The organism is Rahnella woolbedingensis, assembly GCF_003602095.1.
Taxonomy (GTDB): Bacteria; Pseudomonadota; Gammaproteobacteria; order Enterobacterales; family Enterobacteriaceae; genus Rahnella; species Rahnella woolbedingensis.
Genome location: NZ_RAHH01000009.1, coordinates 122,429 through 147,455, shown reverse-complemented (window position 1 = coordinate 147,455; position 25,027 = coordinate 122,429). Strand labels below are relative to the sequence as shown.

Annotated in this window: 23 protein-coding genes and 1 other annotated feature; of the genes, 14 read left to right on the top strand and 9 right to left on the bottom strand. The window is 51.9% G+C overall.

Annotation, left to right across the window (positions count from 1 at the left end; genetic code table 11):
* Positions 1-13: 13 nt before the first annotated feature.
* Positions 14-871, top strand: coding sequence for a DUF2950 domain-containing protein (locus tag D6C13_RS09545; RefSeq protein WP_120132543.1), 858 nt, complete (start codon positions 14-16; stop codon positions 869-871).
* Between the two features lie 103 nt (positions 872-974).
* On the opposite strand, the gene D6C13_RS09540 is transcribed toward D6C13_RS09545, so the two are convergent.
* A complete protein-coding gene (locus D6C13_RS09540) occupies positions 975-1,976 on the bottom strand; it encodes a zinc-binding alcohol dehydrogenase family protein (RefSeq protein WP_120132542.1) in 1,002 nt (333 codons plus the stop codon).
* Between the two features lie 108 nt (positions 1,977-2,084).
* On the opposite strand from D6C13_RS09540, the gene D6C13_RS09535 reads away from it, so the two are divergent.
* Complete coding sequence (locus D6C13_RS09535; protein ID WP_120132541.1) at positions 2,085-2,993, top strand: LysR family transcriptional regulator; 909 nt, start codon at positions 2,085-2,087, stop codon at positions 2,991-2,993.
* A 64-nt stretch (positions 2,994-3,057) separates the two neighbouring features.
* On the opposite strand, the gene ettA is transcribed toward D6C13_RS09535, so the two are convergent.
* The 3 genes from ettA to D6C13_RS09520 form a co-directional block, all read right to left on the bottom strand.
* Complete coding sequence (ettA, locus tag D6C13_RS09530; RefSeq protein WP_120132595.1) at positions 3,058-4,725, bottom strand: energy-dependent translational throttle protein EttA; 1,668 nt, start codon at positions 4,723-4,725, stop codon at positions 3,058-3,060.
* A 201-nt stretch (positions 4,726-4,926) separates the two neighbouring features.
* Positions 4,927-5,607 carry a transcriptional regulator RcsA gene (gene rcsA, locus D6C13_RS09525; RefSeq protein ID WP_120132540.1) on the bottom strand — a complete coding sequence of 227 codons (681 nt, stop codon included), beginning with the start codon at positions 5,605-5,607 and terminating at the stop codon, positions 4,927-4,929.
* Positions 5,608-6,034: 427 nt separating this feature from the next.
* Positions 6,035-6,232: a cation-transporting P-type ATPase gene (locus D6C13_RS09520; protein ID WP_244212663.1), complete on the bottom strand. Its 198-nt coding sequence runs from the start codon at positions 6,230-6,232 to the stop codon at positions 6,035-6,037.
* Positions 6,233-6,828: 596 nt separating this feature from the next.
* Between D6C13_RS09520 and sltY the strand changes: the two genes are divergently transcribed.
* Together sltY and trpR are read left to right on the top strand one after the other, a co-directional pair.
* Entirely contained in the window at positions 6,829-8,748 is a 1,920-nt protein-coding gene (gene sltY, locus D6C13_RS09515) for a murein transglycosylase (protein ID WP_208642874.1), read from the top strand.
* 54 nt (positions 8,749-8,802) lie between these two features.
* Positions 8,803-9,138, top strand: coding sequence for a trp operon repressor (gene trpR, locus D6C13_RS09510; protein ID WP_120132538.1), 336 nt, complete (start codon positions 8,803-8,805; stop codon positions 9,136-9,138).
* 23 nt (positions 9,139-9,161) lie between these two features.
* On the opposite strand, the gene yjjX is transcribed toward trpR, so the two are convergent.
* Positions 9,162-9,695, bottom strand: a complete 534-nt coding sequence (yjjX, locus tag D6C13_RS09505) for an inosine/xanthosine triphosphatase (RefSeq protein ID WP_120132537.1) — start codon at positions 9,693-9,695, stop codon at positions 9,162-9,164.
* A 51-nt stretch (positions 9,696-9,746) separates the two neighbouring features.
* On the opposite strand from yjjX, the gene gpmB reads away from it, so the two are divergent.
* Positions 9,747-10,394, top strand: coding sequence for a 2,3-diphosphoglycerate-dependent phosphoglycerate mutase GpmB (gene gpmB, locus D6C13_RS09500; RefSeq protein ID WP_120132536.1), 648 nt, complete (start codon positions 9,747-9,749; stop codon positions 10,392-10,394).
* A gap of 12 nt (positions 10,395-10,406) precedes the next feature.
* Here gpmB and robA read toward each other — a convergent pair whose 3' ends face one another.
* Entirely contained in the window at positions 10,407-11,270 is an 864-nt protein-coding gene (gene robA / locus D6C13_RS09495; RefSeq protein ID WP_120132535.1) for an MDR efflux pump AcrAB transcriptional activator RobA, read from the bottom strand.
* A 208-nt stretch (positions 11,271-11,478) separates the two neighbouring features.
* On the opposite strand from robA, the gene creA reads away from it, so the two are divergent.
* The gene (gene creA, locus D6C13_RS09490; protein WP_120132534.1) at positions 11,479-11,961 is read left to right on the top strand and encodes a protein CreA; all 483 of its coding nucleotides are present in this window, start codon (positions 11,479-11,481) and stop codon (positions 11,959-11,961) included.
* 92 nt (positions 11,962-12,053) lie between these two features.
* Here creA and arcA read toward each other — a convergent pair whose 3' ends face one another.
* Positions 12,054-12,770, bottom strand: coding sequence for a two-component system response regulator ArcA (gene arcA, locus D6C13_RS09485; protein WP_112168192.1), 717 nt, complete (start codon positions 12,768-12,770; stop codon positions 12,054-12,056).
* A 665-nt stretch (positions 12,771-13,435) separates the two neighbouring features.
* On the opposite strand from arcA, the gene D6C13_RS09480 reads away from it, so the two are divergent.
* The 5 genes from D6C13_RS09480 to thrC all read left to right on the top strand — a co-directional run bounded on the left by D6C13_RS09480 (position 13,436) and on the right by thrC (position 19,200).
* Positions 13,436-14,122 carry a tRNA/rRNA methyltransferase gene (locus tag D6C13_RS09480; RefSeq protein WP_120132533.1) on the top strand — a complete coding sequence of 229 codons (687 nt, stop codon included), beginning with the start codon at positions 13,436-13,438 and terminating at the stop codon, positions 14,120-14,122.
* Between the two features lie 215 nt (positions 14,123-14,337).
* Positions 14,338-14,406: a thr operon leader peptide gene (gene thrL, locus D6C13_RS09475; protein WP_071823645.1), complete on the top strand. Its 69-nt coding sequence runs from the start codon at positions 14,338-14,340 to the stop codon at positions 14,404-14,406.
* Positions 14,345-14,461 (top strand) — a sequence feature (Thr leader region). (Overlaps the previous gene by 62 nt.)
* Before the next feature lie 34 nt (positions 14,462-14,495).
* Entirely contained in the window at positions 14,496-16,955 is a 2,460-nt protein-coding gene (thrA, locus tag D6C13_RS09470) for a bifunctional aspartate kinase/homoserine dehydrogenase I (RefSeq protein ID WP_120132532.1), read from the top strand.
* 1 nt (position 16,956) lies between these two features.
* Complete coding sequence (thrB, locus tag D6C13_RS09465; RefSeq protein WP_120132531.1) at positions 16,957-17,886, top strand: homoserine kinase; 930 nt, start codon at positions 16,957-16,959, stop codon at positions 17,884-17,886.
* Between the two features lie 24 nt (positions 17,887-17,910).
* Positions 17,911-19,200 carry a threonine synthase gene (thrC, locus tag D6C13_RS09460; RefSeq protein ID WP_120132530.1) on the top strand — a complete coding sequence of 430 codons (1,290 nt, stop codon included), beginning with the start codon at positions 17,911-17,913 and terminating at the stop codon, positions 19,198-19,200.
* 66 nt (positions 19,201-19,266) lie between these two features.
* Here the strand turns inward: thrC and yaaA are convergent, their stop codons facing one another.
* Entirely contained in the window at positions 19,267-20,040 is a 774-nt protein-coding gene (yaaA, locus tag D6C13_RS09455; protein WP_120132529.1) for a peroxide stress protein YaaA, read from the bottom strand.
* A gap of 111 nt (positions 20,041-20,151) precedes the next feature.
* Entirely contained in the window at positions 20,152-21,567 is a 1,416-nt protein-coding gene (locus tag D6C13_RS09450; RefSeq protein ID WP_120132528.1) for an alanine/glycine:cation symporter family protein, read from the bottom strand.
* Positions 21,568-21,842: 275 nt separating this feature from the next.
* Between D6C13_RS09450 and tal the strand changes: the two genes are divergently transcribed.
* The 3 genes from tal to D6C13_RS09435 all read left to right on the top strand — a co-directional run bounded on the left by tal (position 21,843) and on the right by D6C13_RS09435 (position 24,973).
* On the top strand, positions 21,843-22,796 hold the full coding sequence (tal, locus tag D6C13_RS09445; protein WP_056777212.1) for a transaldolase: 954 nt from the start codon (positions 21,843-21,845) through the stop codon (positions 22,794-22,796).
* Positions 22,797-22,920: 124 nt separating this feature from the next.
* Positions 22,921-23,508, top strand: a complete 588-nt coding sequence (gene mog / locus D6C13_RS09440; protein ID WP_120132527.1) for a molybdopterin adenylyltransferase — start codon at positions 22,921-22,923, stop codon at positions 23,506-23,508.
* Positions 23,509-23,650: 142 nt separating this feature from the next.
* Entirely contained in the window at positions 23,651-24,973 is a 1,323-nt protein-coding gene (locus tag D6C13_RS09435; protein ID WP_120132526.1) for an MFS transporter, read from the top strand.
* Positions 24,974-25,027 lie beyond the last annotated feature (54 nt).

Below are 25,027 nucleotides of genomic sequence, written 5' to 3'. Positions count from 1 at the left end.
ACGAGGAAAGGAAATGAAGACATTGCGTAATACGTTGATTTCAGTAGGCTTGTTATTATTGCCTCTGACTGGCTTCGCGCAGCAGATGTTTAGCAGTCCCGATCTGGCCGCACAGGCGCTGGTGAAAGCGATTGATACCCATGACGACGCCGCGTTGCAGAAGATTTTGGGTGATAAATGGCGGGTTTATCTGCCTGAAAAAGACGTCGATCCGGATGAAGTTGCGCGTTTCCTGCGGGACTGGAAAATCAGCCATAAGATTGCCACTGAAGGTGATGTTGCGCATCTGAACGTCGGGACGGAGAACTGGCAGCTGCCGATCCCGATGAAGCAGACAGCGCAGGGCTGGTCATTTGATATGGTGGCCGGGGCGGCGGAAATTGAAACCCGCACGATAGGTCGTAATGAGCTTTCCGCGATTCAGGCGGTGGCCGCTTATGCCGATGCCCAGCACCAGTATCAGCAAACTGCGGGGGAATACGCTCAGCGGTTTATCAGCACCGAAGGGCAGCACGATGGCCTGTACTGGCCGGTTAAAGAAGGCGAAGCGCCAAGCCCGCTGGGGCCTGCCTTTGGCGATGCTCAGCCGGGGGCTGATTATCACGGATATTATTACCGCATTCTGACGTCGCAGGGCGCGAATGCCAGCGGCGGTGCCTTCAGCTATATTGAAAACGGCAAGATGACCAAAGGCTTTGCGCTGATTGCCTGGCCGGCGGTGTATGGTCATACCGGTGTCACCAGTTTTATGACCGACCAGCGGGGCGAAATATATCAGCAGGATCTCGGGCTGCAAACCGATGCTGCAGCGCGTGCGCTCACGACATTTGACCCGGACGCCAAATGGCAGAAAGTGGATGATGGCGAATAGCCATAATGCCTGCTTGTCATAGTGAATAAGCAATAAAGCCCCGCCATGAAAGTGACGGGGCTTTTTTATTTATCCGTGAAAGGACCAGACAGATACGTCGGGATCAGAACGCGACGACGACTTTGCCCTGCATATGGCCATCGATCACTTTGGCATGTGCGGCTTCAATGCTTTCGACGGTCAGGCCGTGAAGGGTTTCGCTCAGCGTGGTTTGCACTTTGCCTTCGTCCACCAGCGCGGCGACTTGTTTAAGTATTTCGCCCTGTTCGGCAATATCCGGCGTGGTGAACATGCTGCGGGTATACATCAGTTCCCAGTGCAGCGCGGCGCTTTTCAGTTTCAGCTTGTTCATATCCAGCGGATGTTCGTTTTCAACGATGGTACAGATGTGGCCCATCGGCGCGATCAGATCGGTAATGGCTGCCCAGTGACCGTCGGTATCGTTCAGGCAAAGAATGAAATCCACCTGTTTAATATCGTGCTTTGCCAGTTCCCCTTTCAGATCTTTGTAATTCACGGTCAGATCCGCTCCGCGATCCAGACACCATTGGGCGGATTCCGGACGGGAAGCCGTCGCGATCACTTTCACTTTACTGCGCAGCGATGCAAAAGGGATCGCCAGCGATCCAACGCCACCGGCACCGCCGATGATCAACAGAGTTTTATCCGCCGAAGCGTCCTGAATTTTCAGATGCTCGAACAGCGATTCCCAGGCCGTCAGCGTGGTCAGCGGCATCGCGGCGGCCTGCGCCCAGTCCAGGCTTTTGGGTTTGAGGGAAACAATACGTGAGTCGATCAGTTGTTCAGTTGCATTGCTGCCTGAACGGGTGATATCTCCGGCGTACCAGACCTCATCACCGGCTTTGAAATTATTCACCGCGCTGCCGACCGATTTAACGATACCGCTGGCATCCCAGCCCAGCACTTTTGGCGCGTCCAGACCGCTTTTTTGCACGCCTTTATGCACTTTGGTATCAACCGGATTAATTGACACGGCTTTCACTTCCACCAGCAGATCGTAATCTTTCGCGACAGGCTGTGGTAATTCAACAGCCACAAAGTGCGCCGGATCTTTCGGGTTTACTGCGATTGCTTTAACAGACATCAGAATTTCTCCATTTATTGCTTCGGGTATACAGACAGTCTAGCCCTCGTGCGGGAAGCTGATAAGATGGACAATAACTAACAAAGTGTTCGTCTCAGGTGAACAATCATGTTTAAACAATTACAGGATATGGCGCTGTTTGCGCTGGTGGCGGAATGCGGCAGCTTCACTCAGGCCGCCAGCCGGGCGGGTTTGCCCAAATCCAGCGTCAGTCAGCGCATCAGTCAACTGGAAAAATCCGTCGGTATACGGTTACTCAACCGCACCACCCGCCAGCTGAATCTGACGTTTGCCGGTGAACGCTATCTGATCCACTGTCAGGAAATGATGCAGGCCAGCGAGCGGGCAGAGCTGGCGATCCGCCGTCTGCGCGATAACCCGAGCGGGCGTCTGCGCATCACCAGTCCGGCGGGGCTGGGGGCAACGCTGCTGGCGCGGGTGAATGTCGAATTTCAAAAGCGCTATCCCGATGTGTCGCTGGAAGTCTCAGTTTCTGATGCGATGGTGGATCTGGTGCAGGAAGGGTTTGATATCGCGCTGCGTACCGGTAAGCCGCAGGATTCTTCGCTGATTGGCCGCGAACTGGGACACTGCCCGCGCTATCTGCTGGCGTCACCGGCGTATCTGGCGCAACATCCGGCAATTGAAACGCCGCAACAGCTGGCATCGCATCACTGCATTGCGCACCGGGCCTGGTCGGAATGGGTGCTGCATCATGGCGAAACCTATCACCGCTGGCTGTTGCCTTCTGCGCACACCACCGACAATCTGCTGTATGCACGGGAATGCGCGCTGGCGGGGGCGGGCATCACGCTGTTACCGGCCTTTTTATGTCATGACGAAGTGGCACAGGGAACGCTGGTGCGGGTATTGCCGCAGTGGGAAGCAGAAGGGAACGATTTGTATCTGGTCTATCCGGGGCGGAAACTGAATTCACCGGCACTGGCCTGTTTCATTGATTTTATGCTGGAAGAATATGGCTTTGCGAAAAGTTACAGCGAGGCGCTGGCGGGATAAACTTCAGTGAATTGCAGCCATAAAAAAGGCCCGTTTCCGGGCCTTAGCTGTTTTATCAAGACGATTACTTGATCATCTTTTTGTACTTGATGCGCTTCGGCTCTAACGCTTCGGCACCTAAAGTCCGTTTTTTGTATTCTTCGTATTCTGTGAAGTTACCTTCGAAGAATTCGACTTTACCTTCATCCTGATAATCGAGGATGTGAGTCGCGATACGGTCGAGGAACCAGCGGTCATGGGAAATGACCATCGCGCAGCCCGGGAACTCCAGCAGGGCGTTTTCCAGAGCGCGCAGGGTTTCGATGTCGAGGTCGTTGGTCGGTTCATCGAGCAGCAACATGTTGCCGCCAACCTGCAGCAGTTTTGCCAGATGCAGACGGCCACGCTCACCACCGGACAATTCGCCCACGCGTTTGCCCTGATCAACACCTTTGAAGTTGAAGCGGCCAACGTAAGCACGGCTTGGCATTTCAGTGGTGCCGACACGCATAATGTCCTGACCACCGGACACTTCTTCCCACACGGTTTTGCTGTTGTCCATGGAATCACGGAACTGATCCACAGATGCCAGTTTCACGGTATCGCCCAGCTCGATGGTACCGCCGTTGGCTTCTTCCTGACCTGACATCATACGGAACAGGGTCGATTTACCGGCACCGTTCGGACCGATAATCCCGACGATTGCGCCTTTCGGTACGGAGAACGACAGGTCGTCGATCAGAACGCGATCACCATAAGATTTGCTCAGGTTTTTCACTTCAACGACTTTGTCACCCAGACGTGGACCTGGTGGAATGAATAGTTCGTTGGTTTCGTTACGTTTCTGGTATTCAGTGTTGTTCAGCTCTTCAAAGCGTGCCAGACGGGCTTTGCCTTTAGACTGACGGCCTTTCGCGCCCTGACGAACCCACTCCAGCTCTTTCTCAATAGATTTACGACGGGCCGCTTCAGAAGAAGCTTCCTGCGCCAGACGTTCATCTTTTTGTTCCAGCCACGTGGAATAGTTACCTTCCCACGGAATACCTTCACCGCGGTCAAGCTCCAAGATCCAACCGGCGACGTTATCGAGGAAGTAACGGTCATGGGTAATCGCCACAACGGTACCTTCGAAGTCGTGCAGGAAGCGTTCCAGCCATGCCACGGATTCTGCATCCAGGTGGTTGGTCGGTTCGTCGAGCAGCAGCATGTCTGGTTTTTCCAGCAGCAGGCGGCAAAGTGCCACACGGCGGCGTTCACCACCGGACAGGGTAGCGACTTTCGCATCCCAGTCTGGCAGGCGCAGCGCATCCGCAGCACGTTCCAGCTGGCTGTTCAGGTTATGACCATCGTGCGCCTGAATGACTTCTTCCAGACGGCCCTGTTCAGCGGCCAGTTTGTCGAAATCAGCTTCCGGCTCAGCGTACAGCGCATAGACTTCATCAAGACGTTTTAACGCGCCAACGACTTCAGAAACGGCTTCTTCCACGGACTCACGCACGGTGTGTTCCATGTTCAGCTGTGGTTCCTGCGGCAGATAACCGATTTTCAGATCAGGTTGCGGACGTGCTTCACCTTCGATGTCGGTATCGATACCGGCCATGATGCGCAGCAGGGTGGATTTACCTGAACCGTTCAGACCCAGAACACCGATTTTGGCGCCAGGGAAAAAACTCAGGGAGATGTTCTTAAGAATATGACGCTTCGGCGGAACAATTTTGCCGAGGCGATGCATGGAATATACGTATTGAGCCACGTTGTTTTGAGCCTCTTTCTGCGGGCCGCGCGCTTTCTGCGAAGGGCAGGCGCTGCGGCAAATTAAAGCCAGTCCCGCCTGACTGCGGCATGACTGATAAGGGTTCCGACTGCGAAGTTTAGCTTGTTTCAGTCGTGTACCCAACCATCAGGTTCACAGTAAGGCAAGAATGTTGCTGGCTGCGGATAAGAGGGCAGGCTTTCAGCCGCAAGGAACGGTGAATTCATCCGGTTCGCTGGCCGGACGTAATGGCTGAGTACGCCCGACAAACATGCCGGAGGTCAGGATATCTGTCAGCTTAACCACATGATATATCGCCTGTTTATTCTGCGTCTTGACCTTGCGTTTGATGTTGCCTTTATGCGAAGCCACGGTTTTTTGTTTGATGTTCAGATGCTCGGAAATGATTTGCGTGTTCAGTCCTGACATCCACATTTTCAGAATGCTCGATTCCGTCCGGCTCAGGCTGACCGGCGTAAGATCCAGCGATTGTTCTGTTTCACCCGCCCGCGACAGATGCAGGTTATGGGCGATCAGCTGATAAATCGTGGTCGTGCGGATAGATTTCGACAAAATGATGATGTTTTTACGGATCGGCACGTAGTTCTGATAATTCAGATTATCTTTGGAGATAAAAACAAAGAAAAGCGTGCCGGGGTGCGCGTCGATCACCGCCCTGAGGGTGTGGCCGGAGGGCGCATCAGACGCAAAACAATCTTCATTCACAAAGATGATTTCAGGCGTCAGGGAATTGCATGCGGCTTGCAGTTCGCTGATGTCCCTGAGCGACAGAATGTCTTTCTGGTGTCGTCCGTTAAGCTGCAAGAGCGAATGTAATGCCAGCTGTGTGTAATGGCACTTATCTACAATGAGCGATGACATTGTGAGTTACCTGTTTGTTGGCCTCTGTATGACTGCGATGCAGAGAGGCTCGTTTTTATTAAACTGCACGTATTGCGATAGGATCTTCCCTCAAGAGCAGCCGTAAAAACTGCCTGGGCGCGGCATAACTCAAGTTGCTGTGAAAAGGGATACCCCTGGCGAGAGTAATAAAGCGGTGCGAGATTGATGTAAATCAGCAGAAAGGGTTTTGGGATGTTTTGCGCGATCTCTGAGACGAACTGGATGCCAGCGCCCCTAAAGTTTCAGAAATATGACTATTTTAAGGCCAAAAAACGGGCTACCAATGGCAGCCCGGTGGGGTGTTTCAGTTTCAGTCTTTCTTGCGGATAAAGCGGTTAACCAGCCATTTTTCAATTTCGACAATCACGAAGATCATTGCGCCGGCCATCAGGGGGATACCCCAGAATTATTGTTTTTCCGGTAATGCGTTCGGGCCATATTTTTTCAGGCGCTCGCTGGCTTCCTGCCGCGTCAGACCATTTTCGCTGGTTTCCAGACGCTGCATCCCATCGTTACTACTAATCTGATAGCCGTTTTTGTTTTCTGCTGCGGCAGACGAGGACGGGCGGGCATTGGTTTTTACAGATGAAGTTGAATAAGTCATCTACTTTTCCATAAGCAAGGGACTGGGCTGTTATTAATATTTCAATCCTGACGGTGAAATGGTGAATATCAATAAATTAATTTTACAATAGGGTGTGATAATAGTTAATCAGGTAGGGATGCGTTTTAACTGAGCCAGTAAATACTTTTATATGCTGATGTTAATAATAAAAATATGCTAAAAAACAATGTATTAGTTGGATTATGGATTTGCGTATTCTTCAGAGGTTATTTAAGGTTCGTTTAGGAGTTAGATATCTGAGTAAAGTGATGTAAGTAAAGCTGAGTTTTGTCAGTGTGGTTATTTTATTTAAAATGCTAAGGGTGCTATCTATTTGCTGATTAGCGGTAAATAGCCGCTAATTATCTGCGGGTATAACGTCCGCCACAATTATTCATAACTCTACGTTCTGTGACAGAAAATAGATCTGCCGCCGTCTGGTAACTGCCGGTCGCTTGCACCACACTGTGTAAAGTTTTTGATGCTGTCCCTGCATCGCTTCAATTTTAAAAATGAATCGATTAGCGTAGTGGCTGTCTACACAATGCAGAACAGTTTCGGCACAACCCGTGAGGATAAAGGTAAGTATGGTCAAGGTGGACAAATGGCACTCTCTGGCACTGAGCGTATTGCTGGTGACGGCATCGGGCGTGGCGAACGCTGACTCGCTGGACGCACAGCGCCAGCACTATATGCAGATTAAACAGGCGTGGGATAACAATCAGATGGACGTTGTCAGTCAGCTGATGCCGACGCTGGAAGACTATCCTCTTTATCCTTATCTGGAATACCGTCAGCTGACGCAGGATCTGGGTGACGCGACGCCGGCGCAGGTCAACGCGTTTGTGAAAGGGAACCCGACATTGCCGCCGGCGCGTTCCCTGCCTGCCCGCTTTGTGAATGAACTGGCGCGCCGTCAGGACTGGAACAGTTTGCTGTCATTCAGCCCGCAACCGCCAAAACCGGTAGCGGCGCGCTGTAACTACTATTACGCAAAATGGTCGACCGGCGATCAGAAAACGGCGTTCGATGGTGCGAAAGATATCTGGTTGACCGGCACATCTCTGCCGAATACCTGCGACAAATTATTCTCGGTCTGGCAGGGCGCAGGCAATCAGACCGCGCTGACGACGCTGCAACGCATTGGTCTGGCAATGAAAGCGGGTAACACCAATCTGGTCAGCTATCTGGCCAAACAATTGCCGCCGGATTATCAGACCATGCGCGATGCGCTTATCGATCTGCAAAACAATCCCAACACTATTGAGAGCTTTGCGCGCAACGTCGGGCCGACAGATTTTACCCGTAATGCGACCAGTATTACCTTCGCCCGCATTGCCCGCGATGATTCTGAAAATGCCCGTTCGATGATCCCGGTGTTGGCTCGTTTGCAAAAAATGAGTGACAGCGACCGGCTGGAGCTGGAAGAGGCGGTTGCCTGGCGTTACATGGGCAGTGATGCCACGCCGGAGCAGGCCGCATGGCGCGATAACGTTATTCTGCGCAGCCATTCCACCACGCTTGTCGAACGCCGTATCCGTATGGCACTGGCCGCGGGCGACCGTCAGGGGCTGAACCAGTGGCTGCAACGGTTGCCGTCAGATGCCCTGCAACAGGACGAATGGCAATACTGGCGTGCGTCAGTGATGATTGACAACGGTCAGCGCTCGCAGGGTGAAGCGATGCTGCGAACGTTAATGAAAGGCCGCGGATTCTATCCGATGGCGGCGGCGCAAAAGCTGAATGTCGCTTATCCGATGCAGATATCTGTCGCGACGAAGCCGGATCCCAGCATTGCGCAATTGCCCGCAGTGGCGCGTGTGCGGGAGCTGATGTACTGGCAGATGGACAATCTGGCGCGCACAGAGTGGAGCTATCTGGTCAGCAGCCGCACGGAGTCTCAACAATCGGCGCTGGCGCGTTATGCATTCGAGCAAAAATGGCCGGATCTCAGCGTACAGGCGACCATTACCGGCAAGCTGTGGGATTACCTCGAAGAACGTTTTCCGCTGGCGTGGCCGGATGAATTCCGTCGTGCGACTAACGACAAAGGCATCACGCAAAGCTACGCGATGGCAATTGCCCGTCAGGAAAGTGCGTGGAATCCGAAAGCCCGCTCGCCGGTGGGTGCAGCCGGTCTGATGCAGGTGATGCCTGCCACCGCGCAACATACGGTGGAGATGTTTGGCTTACAGGGTTACAGCAATCCCGGACAGCTTTTGGATCCGCAGATGAACATTACGATCGGCACCAGCTATCTGGAATATGTCTATCAGATGTTCGGCCGCAACCGTATTTTGTCCAGCGCTGCTTATAACGCCGGGCCTTCACGCGTGAATACCTGGCTGGGGAACAGCGCGGGCAGGGTGGATTCAGTGGCGTTCATCGAGAGTATCCCTTTCTCTGAAACTCGCCGGTATGTTAAAAATGTGTTGGCATATGATGCGTTTTATCGTTATTTTTTACATCAACCCGCCAAGATTTTGACGGATGCCGAATGGCAGAGGCGTTACTGATTTTCTGATGGGTATGGTAAGCTGCTGTACTAGTTTAATAGTATGGCAGCCATCATGACCCAACGACCAATCACTGACCCTGCTCTTTCCCAACAAGGCAATGAGGACTGGCAATGCTTTCTGGCATTGCTGCAGCAATCTTTTGCTGAAAATCTGCATCAGGATTTGCTCCAGCTGCTGCTTACGCCCGACGAACGCGCGGCGCTGGGTACGCGGGTGCGGATTATTCAGGAACTGATGCGTGGAGAATTGAGCCAGCGTGAGCTTAAAAGCCAGCTGGGTGCCGGTATCGCCACGATTACCCGTGGATCGAATGGGCTGAAAACAGCACCGGCGGAACTCAAGGAATGGCTGAGTGAGCAACTGCTGACAGACAAAACGGACGACTGAAGCGTCCGTTACCGTCTGATATTTTAGTGCGTTTGGGTTCTGACCTGATACACCGAATTATGAAAAGGCGCTAACGCCAGTACCAGCGCCTGATGATAAACGCTGGTGCGGGTCAATTTTCCAGCTGTAAAGACTCCGATAGCTCCGCCTTTACGTTTTACTTCCGCGATACCCGTCAGTTTTTCCATCTCATCTCCCAGTTCGCTGCCCTGGTTAATTCCTTGTAAAATAATTTCAGGTAACATCAGGCTTGCTGAACGGGATTCACCACGCTGGTGCATATTCTCAATCACCATCCAGGCGAAGGTCATATTGTCTTCGATACCCGCTTCCACGCCGACCCAGAAGTCTGCCTCGGGGCGAACCTGGCGGGCGCCGATTACGCGATGGCGCGCGCCGGTACGGGTTTCATTACTGCCGATAGGTTGATTAGGGACACCACTGTCGACGTCAACGCCTTCAATGCGGAATGCCTCAGCGCCGAAAATATCTTCAAAAGCCAGGGTGATAGCTTTGATCTTTGCCGGGTTAGTGGTTGCAGCGACAACATGGTACATAGAGTTTTAGCATCCTTTAGCAAATTTCACGCAGTATAACGGAAAACACTCATGTTACAGGTATATCTCGTCCGTCACGGCGAAACAGAATGGAATGCCGCACGCCGTATTCAGGGACAATCAGACAGCCCGCTGACGGCCAAAGGTCTTTATCAGGCTCGTCAGGTTGCTGAGCGTGTACGTAATGAAGGGATCACGCACGTCATCACCAGTGACTTAGGACGTACCCGCCACACGGCGCAGATTATCGCTGATGCCTGCGGGTGTGAAGTGATCAATGAGCCGCGTTTACGCGAATTACATATGGGCGTGCTGGAAGAACGTATTCTGGACGGGCTGACAGAGCAGGAAGAAGTATGGCGTAAGCAGATGGTCGATGGTTCACCGCAGGGGCGTATTCCTGAAGGTGAAACGATGACGGAGCTGGCTGCGCGTATGCGTGCGGCGCTCGACAGTTGCCTGGATTTGCCTGAAGGAAGTAAGCCTTTGCTGGTCAGCCACGGCATTGCGCTGGGCTGTCTGATCAGCACGATCCTCGGGTTGCCAGCTTATGCGGAACGTCGTCTGCGTCTGCGCAACTGTTCACTTTCGCGTGTCGATCATCAGCAAAGTGCCTGGCTGGCGAGCGGCTGGATTGTGGAAACGGCGGGCGATGTCTCACATCTGGAACTGCCCGCATTAGACGAGTTGCAACGCTAACGCCAGAAGGCGTTAGCGGCGGATTGGGATCAGGTAATCACACTGTATTTCGGTTGGCGCGGTGCCCGGAGCACGGCCATTCGTGTAAAAGCGTTCGATATCCTGTCCCTTTCTGCGGGTCAGTTTCAATGTTGGCAGACACGTGCTGTACAACGTCAGAATGAATTCCTGCAAATGCTCCGGCGCGCCATTGTAGTGGAACATGGCGTACTCACCGTGCTGCAAGACAATCGGCTGACCTTCAACGTTTTCCGGCAAGTGCTGAGCTTCCAGCGCGGTCGTGTACAATACTTCCTGCTCGTCATCTTTTTCCTGGCTTGGACGCGAATGGTGCAGGCCATAAAGAATCGGCGGCAGCGTTTTCGCTTCACCAATATACTGGCGCCAGAAATGACGACGCATCTCGTTACGGTACGTGGTGATTTGCTCCAGCGTACAGGCGTAACTTTGCGTCATCCCGACCAGGTGCTGTTCCGGCAGTGAGATATATTCAGGCTGCGGCAGAATAAACGCGCCCAGCCGGATTGGCGGACAAATGCCGAACGAATGCCAGTCTTCAGCACGACGATACAGTGCCGGTGTTTGTGCAAATTGTTTTTTGAATGCCCGGGTAAATGTCTGTTGCGAATCAAAACGATACTGAAGGGCGATATCTAAAATCGGGCGACTGGTGAGACGCAATGCGACGGCCGCTTTAGAAAGGCGGCGGGCACGGATATAAGCGCCAATAGCATTATTAGTGACATCTTTAAACATGCGCTGCAGGTGCCATTTGGAATAGCCGGCCTTGGCTGCAACATTGTCGAGTGACAAGGGCTGGTCTAAATGGGTTTCTAACCAGCTAAGAAGGTCACGAATGATTCCTGCTTGATCCATAGATCGTCCTCGTTGAACTAAGATAAATGCACAGAATGATGGGCGGCATAATAGCAACTTTTTACCGATAAGACTTCCTAAGAATTTTTTGGCTATCAGTGCTATTTGCCTGTGTTACAGAGTATTTCATTCCGAAAGTGTGAATACACGCTTTCCCTGTAGGGTTTCTTTATAAAACAACGTCATGCTGATGACGTGGAGTAACGTAATGAATAGATGTTGGATTTTTGTTTTTTCGATGTTTGCTTTTTGTTCTGCAGCAGCACATGCAGAGCAGGTCGGTTCGGTCGATACGGTCTTCAAACTCTTTGGTCCCGACCATAAGATTGTCGTGGAGGCCTTTGATGATCCTGATATTAAAAATGTAACTTGTTATATCAGTCGTGCGAAAACCGGCGGCATTAAGGGCGGTTTAGGGCTGGCAGAAGATACCGCCGATGCGGCGATTTCGTGTCAGCAGGTGGGGCCGATCGAGTTGAGCGATAAGATTAAGCAAGGCAAAGACAAGGGAATCGTTGTTTTTCAGAAGCGCACATCGCTGGTGTTTAAAAAGCTGCAGGTGGTTCGTTTTTATGATGAGAAACGTAATGCGCTTATCTACCTGAGTTATTCCGATAAAGTGGTGGATGGTTCACCGAAAAATGCACTAAGCGCCGTGCCGATTATTCCCTGGGCGCACGCCGCTCCGTGAGTTTTTAGTCATACGCGCAAAACAAAAGGCCAGCTTTCGCTGGCCTTTGACGTTTGTTTTACCGGATACAGTGCGGTTGGCAACCTTCTGTATCAGTCTTCCAGATCACCGCAGAAACGATAGCCTTCGCCGTGAATGGTGGCGATGATTTCAGGGGTGTCAGGCGTCGCTTCGAAATGCTTACGGATGCGACGGATGGTGACGTCAACGGTACGGTCATGAGGTTTCAGCTCACGGCCCGTCATTTTCTTCAGCAAATCGCCACGGGTTTGGATCTTGCCCGGGTTTTCACAGAAGTGCAGCATGGCGCGGAATTCGCTGCGCGGTAACTTGTACTGCTCACCCTGCGGGCTCACCAGCGAACGGCTGTTGATGTCGAGTTCCCAGCCATTGAATTTGTAGCTTTCAACCAGACGACGTTCTTCGCCGGTCGTGCCCAGATTCATGGTGCGGGACAGCAGGTTGCGTGCGCGGATAGTCAGTTCGCGAGGGTTGAATGGCTTAGTGATGTAATCATCAGCACCAATTTCCAGACCCAGAATTTTATCAACTTCATTGTCGCGGCCGGTCAGGAACATCAGAGCAACGCTGGCTTGTTCGCGTAATTCGCGTGCCAGCAACAGGCCGTTTTTGCCTGGCAGGTTGATGTCCATGATAACCAGATTGATGTCATTTTCGGACAGAATGTGGTGCATTTCTGCGCCATCATTGGCTTCATGTACCATGTAGCCTTCTGCTTCAAAAATGCTCTTTAACGTATTACGTGTCACTAACTCGTCTTCGACGATCAGAATATGAGGGGTCTGCATGATTGCTACCTAAGATTGCCAACAAATAGAAAATAGGAGTACAGAAGTCCTTGTTATCCCAAAGAATTTTGATGCCTTTTTGGGCATCTCACTCGTTACATGACTAAAGTACGTAAACGCGTTCTCGATGCAATTTCCATCAACGACAACAACATCGCAAGCTCGGTCAGGGATTCCACTTTCTGCAGTTCCACGGGGTCCTAAAGCGGCGCATATCCTAACCCTATTAACAGCAATATAACAGCGAGTGCCGAAATTACCACTCAACAAAATTACGGTTTGTTGACATATATCAAGTTCAATTGTAGCACGGTAACAGAACAGTGAAAAACACTTACAAGAATGCACGCTTGAGTCACATTTCGGCATTTATTGTACACGATTCAGCAAATGATTAAGAATCGAAAGATAAATGCAAAATCGTTATGAATCATTATTATATATCCACATGAAAAATAATGATAATTTTTTCTATCTTGTTTGCTTAACCGGGCCAGCACCTTTTTTACCTGCAAGGTAACGTTTTCCGATAAAATAAAAGAATATATTGAGCCGACTGTTAAGTTCTTGTGAAGAATATAAGCCATGAATAGATTTGGAACAGGGTAAAATTTCATCGCTTAAATACCGACGGCAATTTCTTTCTCCCTTTGCAAAGGCCCGACATGCAACTTCATATTATTTTGGTTTCCCCGGCTCGCCCGGAAAATGTCGGTGCGGCAGCCCGTGCAATGAAAACCATGGGTTTCGCATCGATGCGTATTGTCGACAGCGAGGCGCATCTCAAGCCGGAAGCCGGCTGGGTTGCGCATGGTTCGCAGGAGATCCTGCAAAATGCGCTCCATTTCAATACTCTGGCCGAAGCACTGGCTGACATTGATTTTACGGTTGCCACGACCGCCCGCAGCCGGGCTAAATTTCACTACTACTGTACGCCACAGGAATTGCAGGTGCAGCTCGAAGAAAAGAGCCAGTGGGTGAATCATGCTGCGCTGGTGTTTGGTCGTGAAGATTCCGGCCTGACCAATGAAGAGCTAGAACTGGCGGATGTGCTGACCGGCGTACCGATGTTGGCTGATTATCCATCGCTCAATCTGGGGCAGGCGGTGATGGTCTTCTGTTATCAGCTCTCTTCCCTGAACCAGGTCACGTCGGCAAAACCTGAGACTGCCGAGGCGGGTCAGCTTTTGGCATTACGTGCCAGAGTCAGGCGTTTGCTGGAAAATGTAGGGGCAGAAGATGACCAGAAATTGTCCGACTGGCTGCATCAGCGCCTCGGTCTTTTGCAGCAGCGCGACGCGGCAATGCTGCATACTTTGCTGCATGACATCGAAAAAAAGCTGACCTCATGATGTGAGGGGATTCTCCTCCTGAACAGTTCGATATCCGGTAAGATAAGAACAGATCTGGTGATCGTACTGTAAAGGGTTTTAATGGCAGAGAATTATACAGTTGATTTTGTCCGTGACTAACCGGTCAAAAACAGAAAAAAATTGACTTGTGGTGCCTTATGCTTTAGCTAATAGAGGCAGACAGAGTACAAACCATAAGACAGACAGAAAATAAAATGCGAATCATCAGCCTGAATACAACGATTATTACCACCACCGATACCACAGGTAACGGGGCGGGCTGACGCGTACAGGAAAAAGAAAAAAAGCCCGCACCTAACCAGTGCGGGCTTTTTTTTTACATTTAAACGAGAGCTTGAGGAGAGAACCAGAAATGCGAGTGTTGAAATTTGGCGGGACCTCGGTAGCAAACGCAGAACGCTTCTTGCGGGTTGCGGACATTATGGAAAGCAATGCGCGTCAGGGACAGGTCGCAACGGTATTATCCGCGCCTGCCAAAATTACCAACTATCTGGTCGCCATGATTGAGCGAACTGTCGCAGGACAGGACATTCAGACCATCATGAGCGATGCCGAAAACATTTTTGGTCAGTTGATTAACGGCCTGGCAGCAGCGCAGCCGGGCTTCGATTTGCCGAAGGTGAAAGCGTTTGTCGATCAGGAATTCGCCCAGCTTAAACAGCTGATGCATGGTATTACGCTGCTGGGCCAATGCCCTGACAGCGTGAATGCCTCCATTATCTGTCGTGGCGAGAAGCTCTCTATCGCCATCATGGAAGCGGTATTTCTGGCGAAAGGATTTGGCGTTACCGTCATCAATCCGGTTGAGAAACTGCTTGCTCAGGGGCATTACCTCGAATCCACCGTGGATATCAACGAATCCACCCGCCGTATCGCTGCCAGCGCCATTCCCGCCGATCACATTGTGCTGATGGCCGGTTTCACAGCCGGTAATGAAAAGGGCGAACTGGTGGTGCTGGGCCGTAATGGTTCCGACTATTCAGCCGCCGTGCTGGCCGCCTGTCTGCGCGCTGACTGCTGTGAAATCTGGACTGACGTTGACGGCGTTTATACCTGTGATCCGCGCACTGTGCCGGATGCCCGCCTGCTGAAATCGATGTCGTATCAGGAAGCAATGGAGCTTTCCTATTTTGGCGCGAAAGTCCTTCACCCGCGTACCATCCTGCCGATTGCCCAGTTCCAAATCCCTTGCCTGATTAAAAACACCACTAACCCGCAGGCACCGGGTACCCTGATTGGCAGTGAAAGTCTTGATGACAGCACGCCGGTAAAAGGCATCACTAATCTGAATAACATGGCGATGATCAACGTTTCCGGTCCGGGAATGAAAGGGATGATCGGCATGGCTGCGCGCGTATTTGCCGTAATGTCCCGTTCAGGGATTTCCGTCGTGTTGATCACTCAGTCTTCTTCTGAATACAGCATCAGTTTCTGTGTGCCGCAAAGCGAGCTGCAACGTGCCCGTAAAGCGCTGGAAGACGAGTTCTATCTTGAGCTGAAAGATGGCCTGCTTGAGCCGCTCGACGTGATGGAAAAGCTGGCGGTAATTTCCGTCGTCGGCGACGGGATGCGCACGCTGCGAGGTATCTCGGCGAAATTCTTCTCGGCGCTGGCCCGTGCCAACATCAATATTGTCGCGATTGCTCAGGGCTCTTCCGAACGTTCTATCTCCGTTGTGGTTAATAATGACGATGCCACCACCGGCGTGCGTGTAAGCCATCAGATGCTGTTCAACACCGATCAGGTGATCGAGGTATTCCTGATTGGCGTCGGCGGCGTGGGCGGGGCATTGATCGAACAGATCCGCCGCCAGCAGCAATGGCTGAAAACCAAACATATCGATCTGCGCGTATGCGGTATCGCTAACTCCCGTGCATTGCTGACCAATGTTCACGGCATTGCGCTCGATACCTGGCGCGAAGAACTGGGGGCTGCGAAAGAGCCGCTGAATCTGGGGCGTCTGATCCGTCTGGTGAAAGAATATCATTTGCTGAATCCGGTGATCGTTGACTGTACCTCGAGTCAGGAAGTTGCAGATCAGTACGCTGATTTCCTGGCAGACGGCTTCCACGTGGTTACGCCAAACAAAAAGGCCAACACCTCGTCGATGAATTACTACCATCAGTTGCGCAAAGCAGCCGATGGTTCACGTCGCAAATTCCTTTATGACACCAACGTCGGTGCAGGTTTACCGGTTATCGAAAACCTGCAAAACCTGCTGAATGCCGGTGATGAGTTGCTGCGTTTCACCGGTATCCTTTCCGGTTCGCTGTCCTTCATCTTTGGTAGGCTGGATGAAGGCATGTCCTTGTCGGCCGCGACCTTGCAGGCCAAGGAGATGGGCTATACCGAACCGGATCCACGTGATGATCTTTCCGGTATGGATGTGGCGCGTAAGCTGCTGATCCTGGCGCGTGAAGCGGGTTACAAACTCGAGTTGTCAGATATCGATGTGGAATCTGTTTTACCGGCTTCTTTCAACAGCGAAGGCGACGTGAATGAATTTGTCGCGCGTCTGCCGGAACTGGATGCACAATTTGCAGAGCGCGTCGCGAAAGCGACTGCCGCAGGCAAAGTATTGCGTTATGTCGGGGCTATCGAAGACGGTCAGTGCAAGGTAAAAATCGACGCCGTCGATGGTAATGACCCGCTATATAAAGTAAAAAATGGTGAGAATGCGCTGGCGTTTTACAGCCGCTATTATCAGCCGTTGCCGTTGGTTCTGCGTGGCTACGGCGCCGGGAATGATGTGACGGCGGCAGGTGTGTTTGCCGATCTTTTGAGAACGCTGTCATGGAAGTTAGGAGTTTAATATGGTTAAGGTGTATGCCCCGGCTTCAATCGGGAACGTCAGCGTAGGCTTCGATGTTCTGGGCGCGGCCGTGTCTCCGGTAGATGGCACGCTGCTGGGCGACTGCGTTTCTGTTGAAGCAGCCACAGAATTCAGTCTGAAAAACGAAGGCAAGTTTGTGTCCAAACTGCCAGACCGCATGGAAGACAATATCGTTTATCAGTGCTGGCAGCGTTTCTGTCAGGAAATCGGCAAAGAAGTGCCGGTGGCGATGACCCTGGAAAAAAACATGCCGATCGGTTCCGGATTAGGTTCCAGCGCCTGTTCGGTGGTCGCCGGTCTGATGGCGATGAACGAATTTTGCGGTAAGCCGCTGAATGAAAACCAGATGCTGATGCTGATGGGCGAGCTGGAAGGGCGTATTTCCGGCAGTGTGCATTTCGATAATGTCGCGCCATGCTATCTGGGCGGCATTCAGCTGATGCTCGAAGAGCTCGATATCATCAGCCAGAACGTGCCAAGCTTTGACGACTGGCTGTGGGTGATGGCGTATCCGGGCATCAAAGTTTCGACTGCAGAGGCGCGCGCTATTTTACCCGCGCAGTACCGCCGTCAGGATTGCATCAGTCACGGTCGCTATCTGGCGGGCTTTATTCATGCCTCCCACACGCAGCAACCTGCGCTGGCTGCAAAACTGATGAAAGATGTGATTGCTGAACCTTACCGCACCCGTCTGCTGCCGGGCTTTGCCGAAGCGCGCAGCGCCGCAGAAGAAATTGGTGCGCTGGCTTGCGGGATTTCCGGTTCCGGTCCGACGCTGTTTGCCGTTTGTAATGACAGCGCAACAGCGAAACGTATGGCTGACTGGTTGCAGACGCATTATCTGCAAAATGACGAAGGCTTTGTTCATATTTGTCGTCTTGATACCGCGGGCGCGCGGGTATTGGGATAACTCGTTAATTTATTGGGATAACTAATGAAACTGTACAACCTGAAGGATCACAACGAGCAGGTCAGCTTTGCTCAGGCCGTTAAACAAGGTCTTGGAAAACAGCAGGGTTTATTCTTCCCGCTGGAACTGCCTGAATTTGAACTGACTGAAATCGACCGCTTGCTGGAACTGGATTTCGTCACCCGCAGCAGCCGCATTCTTTCTGCTTTCATCGGCGATGAAATCCCGGAAGAAGAATTACATCAGCGCGTGAAAAACGCGTTTGCTTTCCCGGCGCCTGTTGCCAAAGTGGAAGAAGATATTGCCTGTCTGGAGCTGTTCCATGGCCCGACCCTGGCGTTTAAAGATTTCGGTGGCCGCTTCATGGCGCAGATCCTGACGCAGGTTTCAGGCGATCAGCCGGTCACCATTCTGACGGCAACTTCCGGCGATACCGGCGCAGCAGTGGCGCACGCCTTCCACGGTCTGAAAAATGTCCGCGTCGTTATCCTGTATCCGCGTGGCAAAATCAGTCCGTTGCAGGAAAAACTGTTCTGTACGCTGGGCGGCAATATTCATACTGTCGCCATCGACGGTGATTTCGACGCCTGCCAGGCGCTGGTCAAACAGGCGTTTGATGATGAAGAACTGAAACACGCGCTGAAGCTGAACTCGGCCAACTCCATCAATATCAGCCGTCTGCTGGCGCAGATTTGCTACTACTTTGAAGCCGTCGCTCAGCTGCCACAGGAAGCGCGCAATCAGTTGGTGATTTCTGTGCCAAGCGGCAACTTCGGTGATCTGACGGCCGGTCTGCTGGCGAGATCTCTCGGCCTGCCGGTGAAACGCTTCATCGCTGCGACCAACGCCAACGACACGGTGCCGCGTTTCCTGAGTAACGGGGAATGGGATCCGAAGAAAACCGTTGCGACGCTTTCAAACGCGATGGATGTCAGCCAGCCTAATAACTGGCCGCGTGTGGAAGAGCTGTATCGTCGTAAAACCTGGCAGCTGAAAGACCTGGGCTTTGGCACGGTCAGCGATGACACCACCGAAGACGCGATGCGTGAGCTGGCGAATATCGGTTATATCTCTGAACCTCATGCGGCGATTGCCTACCGTGTGCTGCGTGATCAGCTGCAAACCGGCGAATTCGGCCTGTTCATCGGCACCGCGCATCCGGCGAAATTTAAGGAAAGCGTGGAAGCGATTTTGGATCAGGACATCGGTTTGCCGAAAGAACTGGCCGATCGCGCGGATCTGCCATTGTTGTCGCATAACCTTCCGGCTGATTTCAGCGAAATGCGTGCATTCCTGATGGCGCTGCCGCAATAAAACCGTCGATTCAGAAATGCAAAAGCCCTCTTCGCGAGGGCTTTTTTATACGTACAACGTTGGAAATCAGCGTTCCGGGCGGGTAAATACCAGCTCATTGCCCCGCGAACGTGATTCATCAAATTCGTAACCTTCCAGATTGAAATCCTGAAGCTGTTTCGGCTTATCAAGACGCTCTTTGATGATGAAGCGGCTCATCAGACCACGCGCTTTTTTGGCGTAGAAGCTGATGACTTTGTATTTACCGTTCTTCTCGTCGAGGAATACCGGCTTGATGATTTCGCCATCCAGCAGTTTCGGTTTCACTGCTTTGAAGTATTCGTCAGACGCCAGATTCACCAGCACTTTGCTTTTTTGCTCGCGGAGTAACAGGTTAAGTTTTTCAGTCAGTAATTCGCCCCAGAATGCATACAGGTTTGCGCCCTGCGGGTTTTCCAGACGGATCCCCATTTCCAGACGATAAGGCATCATCAGATCCAGCGGGCGCAGCAGGCCGTATAAACCGGACAGCATGCGCAAATGTTTTTGGGCAAAATCGAAATCTTTTTCGCTAAAATCTTCCGCCTGCAGGCCGGTATACACATCACCTTTAAAAGCCAGAAGCGCCTGACGGGCATTTTTCGGGGTGAAATCAGGATGCCAGTCATTGAAACGTTCGGCGTTGAGATGCGCCAGTTTATCGCTGATCCCCATCAGTGAAGATATCTGCGCAGGGGACATTTTACGCGCCACGGTGATCAGCTGACTGGATTTATCCAGCAACTCCGGTTGGGTATAGCGCGTTGTCGCAAGCGGGCTTTCGTAATCGAGCGTTTTGGCAGGTGAAATAATGGTCAGCATAATCTCGTCCGTTGGTCAGTGACGGTTCAAATTCAGAAATTTTCGTTGCCATACTGTAGCAAAAAAGTCACGGCGATGGGGGCATGGCAGCAATAGGCAAAAGCGTGGAAATCAGCGGGGAGAAGACGTTTTATCCCACACGCCCGGTTCAAGCTGGCCGCGTAATTCAGGGTAATGATCAGGATTAAAGACTGGTATTTTCCCCATCCGCCGCTGACGCTCGTAATCCTTAACCACTTTTATCGCGATGCCGGAAAGCAGCAGCAAAGCGGTGAGATTCAGAATGGCCATCAGCGCCATGAAGATATCAGCCAGTTTCCAAAGCATCTGGAGTTGCATCAGACAGCCGCCGAAAACCATCGCAATCACCAGCAGCCGGAAAATCAGCAATTTAGCTGGTGCGGCGCTGTGAACAAAGCTGAGATTGTTTTCGGCATAGACATAGTTACCGGCTATTGAGGTGAACGCAAAGGAGAACACCAGCATCGCCAGGATAAACGAACTCCAGCCGGGTATTGTCGGGTCTATGGCCAGGCGGAGCAGGCGAATTCCCGTGGATTCCCCGGGAATATCCAGTACGCCAGAGGTTAAAATAATCAGCGCAGTGGCCGTGCAAATCACCACCGTATCGATAAATACCGCCAGCATCTGATTAAATCCCGACGCCGCCGGATGGCTGACTGCCGCCATCGCCGCCACATTTGGTGATGAACCGACACCGGCTTCACTGGCGAATGCGCCACGCTGCATACCCTGAGTTACGCCATACGCCAGTGCGCCGGACGCAGCTTCCTGCAACCCGAAAGCGCTTTTGAAAATCAGTGCGAACACCTGCGGAAGTTTTTCGACATGGTGGCCAATGACCCAAACGGCCAGCAGCAAATAGGAGAAAGCCATCAGGGGGATCATCCATTTGGACAACCAGGTGACGGCGCGAATTCCACCGAAAATCAGCGAGGCGACCAGAGTCGACAAAATACAGGCGGTTGTCAGCGCCGGAACATGCAGAAGATGAAACGAGGCCTGCGCAATCGAATTGGCCTGCAGCGCGCTGAAAATAAAGCCGCAGGAAATTACCATCAGGAAGGAGAACAGGATCCCCATCCAGCGCATTCCCAGACCTTTCTCCATGTAATCTGCCGGACCACCGCGAAATTTGTTACGCGCACTGGTGCCTTTATAAATCTGGGCCAGCGTGTTTTCTATCAGCGCGGTCGCCATGCTGAAGACGGTAATAATCCAAATCCAGAAAATGGCTCCCGGCCCGCCGAGCACAATCGCAATCGTCACACCGGTCAGGTTACCGGTACCAATTCGAGAGGCCAAACTCAGACAAAGTACGCGCCAGGGTGACGTTCCGCGGGGATCGGCACTGCGCTTAAAAAGTGACGGAGAGAAGAGGTGGCCGAAGCGGCGAAACTGAATGAAACCAAGACGGAAAGTGAGATAAATACCACTGCCTAACAGCAGGTAAATCAGGACTGTGCTCCAGAGAATTGTGTCAAAAAAATCCAGCAAGTCATTCATAAATTGTCCTTGGTTGATTTACCCTTCATCGTTTTTATTAATTGGCTTAAGGGCAATGACCACTTTGGATGGCTAACATACCTTTTTTATCAAACCGGTGACATATGCATTTTGGCTGAATTTGTGTGTTTTGGAAGGTGATAAATCCATAGATGTTCGTAGCCGAGCATGCCATGAGAAGCGCCTTGCGCGTGGCTTTTTGCATGTTATCATCAGCCAAAGGCAAGGCATGAAAATGCCTATACGAAAACGTCCAAACGATGAGATATGCCAAAATGACCGATAAACTGACTTCCCTACGCCAAATGACTCAGGTTGTTGCTGACACCGGAGATATCGCGGCAATGAAGTTGTACCAGCCGCAGGATGCGACCACCAACCCGTCACTGATCCTCAGCGCTGCGCAAATTCCTGAATACCGTAAACTGATCGACGAAGCAATCGCCTGGGCACGTGACCAGAGCAGCGATCACGATCAGCAGATTACTGATGCAGCTGACAAACTGGCAGTCAACATCGGTCTGGAAATTCTGAAACTGGTCCCGGGCCGCATTTCAACTGAAGTTGATGCCCGTCTGTCTTACGACACTGATGCGAGCGTGGCGAAAGCTAAACGTTTGATCAAACTTTACAACGATGCGGGCATCACTAACGACCGTATCCTGATCAAACTGGCTTCCACATGGCAGGGTATCCGCGCTGCGGAAAAACTGGAAAAAGAAGGCATCAATTGTAACCTGACCCTTCTGTTCTCCTTCGCTCAGGCGCGTGCTTGTGCTGAAGCGGGCGTGTTCCTGATTTCTCCCTTCGTTGGCCGTATCCTCGACTGGTACAAAGCTAATGGCGACAAGAAAGAGTTCGCACCGAATGAAGATCCGGGCGTTGTGTCTGTGACCGAAATTTACGAATATTACAAACAACACGGCTACGAAACTGTCGTGATGGGCGCAAGCTTCCGTAATATTGGCGAAATCATCGAGCTGGCTGGCTGTGACCGTCTGACTATCGCCCCTGCGCTGCTCAAAGAGCTGGCAGAAAGCGAAGGCCCGCTGGAGCGCAAACTGTCCTTCTCCGGTGAAACCAAGCCACGTCCTGCGCCACTGACTGAAGCTCAGTTCTACTGGGATCACAACCAGGATCCAATGGCTATCGACAAACTGGCTGACGGCATCCGTAAGTTTGCTATCGACCAGGGAAAACTGGAAAAAATGATTTCTGATCTGCTGTAATCAGCGCTCAGTTTTCGACAAAAAGCGGCTAATCAGCCGCTTTTTTTGTGACTGCGATAAAACCCTCGTCCTGTTCCCGATATACTGAGACAAATCTCGAAGAAAAATGCTGTGGAGAAATAGCATGAATACATTGCGAATTGGTCTGGTGTCAGTGTCGGACCGCGCGTCAAACGGTGTCTATCAGGATAAAGGCATTCCGGCGCTGGAAGAGTGGCTGGAAAAAGCGCTTATTACGCCGTACAAACTGGAAACAAAACTGATCCCTGATGAGCAGCCGCTGATTGAACAGGCGATCAGCGAACTGGTCGATGAAAGTGGCTGTCATCTGGTTCTGACTACCGGCGGAACCGGTCCTGCGAGGCGTGATGTCACGCCGGATGCCACGCTGGCTGTTGCCGATCGGGAAATGCCGGGTTTCGGTGAGCAGATGCGCCAGATTAGCCTGCACTTTGTGCCGACGGCGATTTTATCGCGTCAGGTGGGAGTGATACGTAAACAGGCGCTGATCCTCAATTTACCCGGTCAGCCGAAATCCATTCAGGAAACCCTGGAAGGTCTGAAAGATGCCGACGGTAAGGTGATTGTTTCCGGTATTTTCGCCAGCGTGCCTTACTGTATCCAGCTACTCGACGGACCTTACGTTGAAACGCATGATCACGTGGTAGCAGCTTTTCGTCCAAAAAGTGCCCGCCGCGATACAAAAAGCTGAATCCCCCGCGATTTCAAAATTTAGAGAAGTTACGCGTCAGTCACTCTGGTGTGAAAATTATTTGCCGTTATAGTAATGATTACTTTACAAGAGGTGGCAAAACCTTTTTCCATTTTTCACTCTGGTGTCTGACGGTATCCCTATGCAACACGCACAATCGCGCCGGTTGAACCGGCAGGACTACAAAACGCTGTCTCTGGCTGCATTGGGCGGCGCCCTGGAATTCTACGACTTCATCATTTTCGTCTTTTTCGCTGCGGTGATTGGCGATCTCTTCTTCCCGGCAAATATGCCCGACTGGCTGCGTCAGGTTCAGACCTTTGGTATTTTCGCCGCCGGTTATCTGGCACGCCCGCTGGGCGGCATCATTATGGCGCACTTCGGGGATGTAGTCGGTCGTAAGCGCATGTTCAGCCTGAGTATTCTGCTGATGGCTTTGCCGACGCTGGCGATGGGCTTGTTACCCACTTACGCTTCAATTGGCATTGCAGCACCGCTGCTGTTATTGCTGATGCGTGTGTTGCAGGGCGCAGCGATTGGCGGTGAGGTGCCGGGTGCGTGGGTGTTTGTGGCCGAACATGTACCGCGCAGTCGGATTGGCTTTGCCTGCGGAACCCTGACGGCCGGTTTAACGCTGGGGATCCTGCTCGGTTCTCTGGTGGCAACTTTATTGAACACCAGCATGACACCCGCAACAATCAGCCAGTATGGCTGGCGTATTCCGTTCTTTATTGGCGGGATTTTTGGTCTTATCGCCATGTACCTGCGCCGCTGGTTACAGGAAACGCCGGTCTTTATCGAGATGAAAGCGAAAAAGGCGCTGGCAGAAGAGTTGCCTCTGAAAGCCGTTGTTTCTAATCATAAAAAAGAAATCGTGGTATCGATGTTGATGACCTGGCTGCTGTCAGCCGGTATCGTGGTGGTTATTCTGATGACGCCAACCTGGTTGCAGAAACAGTTTGGCATTCCGGCGGCAGTAGCATTACAGGCAAACTGTCTGGCCACGGTGGCGCTGATGCTGGGTTGTATTATCTCGGGCAGCATTGTGGATCGTCTGGGTGCCAGCAAAACCTTTATCTTCGGCAGTCTGTTTCTCGGTATTTGCACCTGGTCGTTCTATCACATGGTGGCAGCTGATACGTCGGTGCTGATGGGCATGTACGCGCTGGCTGGACTAAGCGTGGGCATAGTCGGTGCGGTACCGTATGTGATGGTGCGGGCTTTCCCAGCGGAAGTGCGTTTTACCGGCATTTCATTTTCATACAATGTGGCTTACGCGATTTTTGGCGGCCTGACACCGGTATTTGTCACGCTGATTATGCGCCTGACGCCGATGGCTCCGGCTTATTATGTGCTGGCGCTTTCGGCAATTGGATTGCTGACCGGAATTTACCTGAGCCGTGACCTGAACAGTGAAGCGGCGAAAGAAGCGAAGTTTGCCGAAGGTGTGGCATCCGGCCAGTAAGTTTGTTTCAGATATAAAAAGCCCTGCCATTGGAATGCAGGGCTTTTTCGTCTC

Coding starts and splice junctions, on each gene's coding strand:
- D6C13_RS09545 (WP_120132543.1), top strand. CDS start 14: ATGAAGACATTGCGTAATACGTTGATTTCAGTAGGCTTGTTATTATTG.
- D6C13_RS09540 (WP_120132542.1), bottom strand. CDS start 1,976: ATGTCTGTTAAAGCAATCGCAGTAAACCCGAAAGATCCGGCGCACTTT.
- D6C13_RS09535 (WP_120132541.1), top strand. CDS start 2,085: ATGTTTAAACAATTACAGGATATGGCGCTGTTTGCGCTGGTGGCGGAA.
- rcsA (WP_120132540.1), bottom strand. CDS start 5,607: ATGTCATCGCTCATTGTAGATAAGTGCCATTACACACAGCTGGCATTA.
- D6C13_RS09520 (WP_244212663.1), bottom strand. CDS start 6,232: ATGACTTATTCAACTTCATCTGTAAAAACCAATGCCCGCCCGTCCTCG.
- trpR (WP_120132538.1), top strand. CDS start 8,803: ATGACCCAACGACCAATCACTGACCCTGCTCTTTCCCAACAAGGCAAT.
- yjjX (WP_120132537.1), bottom strand. CDS start 9,695: ATGTACCATGTTGTCGCTGCAACCACTAACCCGGCAAAGATCAAAGCT.
- gpmB (WP_120132536.1), top strand. CDS start 9,747: ATGTTACAGGTATATCTCGTCCGTCACGGCGAAACAGAATGGAATGCC.
- robA (WP_120132535.1), bottom strand. CDS start 11,270: ATGGATCAAGCAGGAATCATTCGTGACCTTCTTAGCTGGTTAGAAACC.
- creA (WP_120132534.1), top strand. CDS start 11,479: ATGAATAGATGTTGGATTTTTGTTTTTTCGATGTTTGCTTTTTGTTCT.
- arcA (WP_112168192.1), bottom strand. CDS start 12,770: ATGCAGACCCCTCATATTCTGATCGTCGAAGACGAGTTAGTGACACGT.
- D6C13_RS09480 (WP_120132533.1), top strand. CDS start 13,436: ATGCAACTTCATATTATTTTGGTTTCCCCGGCTCGCCCGGAAAATGTC.
- thrA (WP_120132532.1), top strand. CDS start 14,496: ATGCGAGTGTTGAAATTTGGCGGGACCTCGGTAGCAAACGCAGAACGC.
- thrB (WP_120132531.1), top strand. CDS start 16,957: ATGGTTAAGGTGTATGCCCCGGCTTCAATCGGGAACGTCAGCGTAGGC.
- thrC (WP_120132530.1), top strand. CDS start 17,911: ATGAAACTGTACAACCTGAAGGATCACAACGAGCAGGTCAGCTTTGCT.
- yaaA (WP_120132529.1), bottom strand. CDS start 20,040: ATGCTGACCATTATTTCACCTGCCAAAACGCTCGATTACGAAAGCCCG.
- D6C13_RS09450 (WP_120132528.1), bottom strand. CDS start 21,567: ATGAATGACTTGCTGGATTTTTTTGACACAATTCTCTGGAGCACAGTC.
- tal (WP_056777212.1), top strand. CDS start 21,843: ATGACCGATAAACTGACTTCCCTACGCCAAATGACTCAGGTTGTTGCT.
- mog (WP_120132527.1), top strand. CDS start 22,921: ATGAATACATTGCGAATTGGTCTGGTGTCAGTGTCGGACCGCGCGTCA.
- D6C13_RS09435 (WP_120132526.1), top strand. CDS start 23,651: ATGCAACACGCACAATCGCGCCGGTTGAACCGGCAGGACTACAAAACG.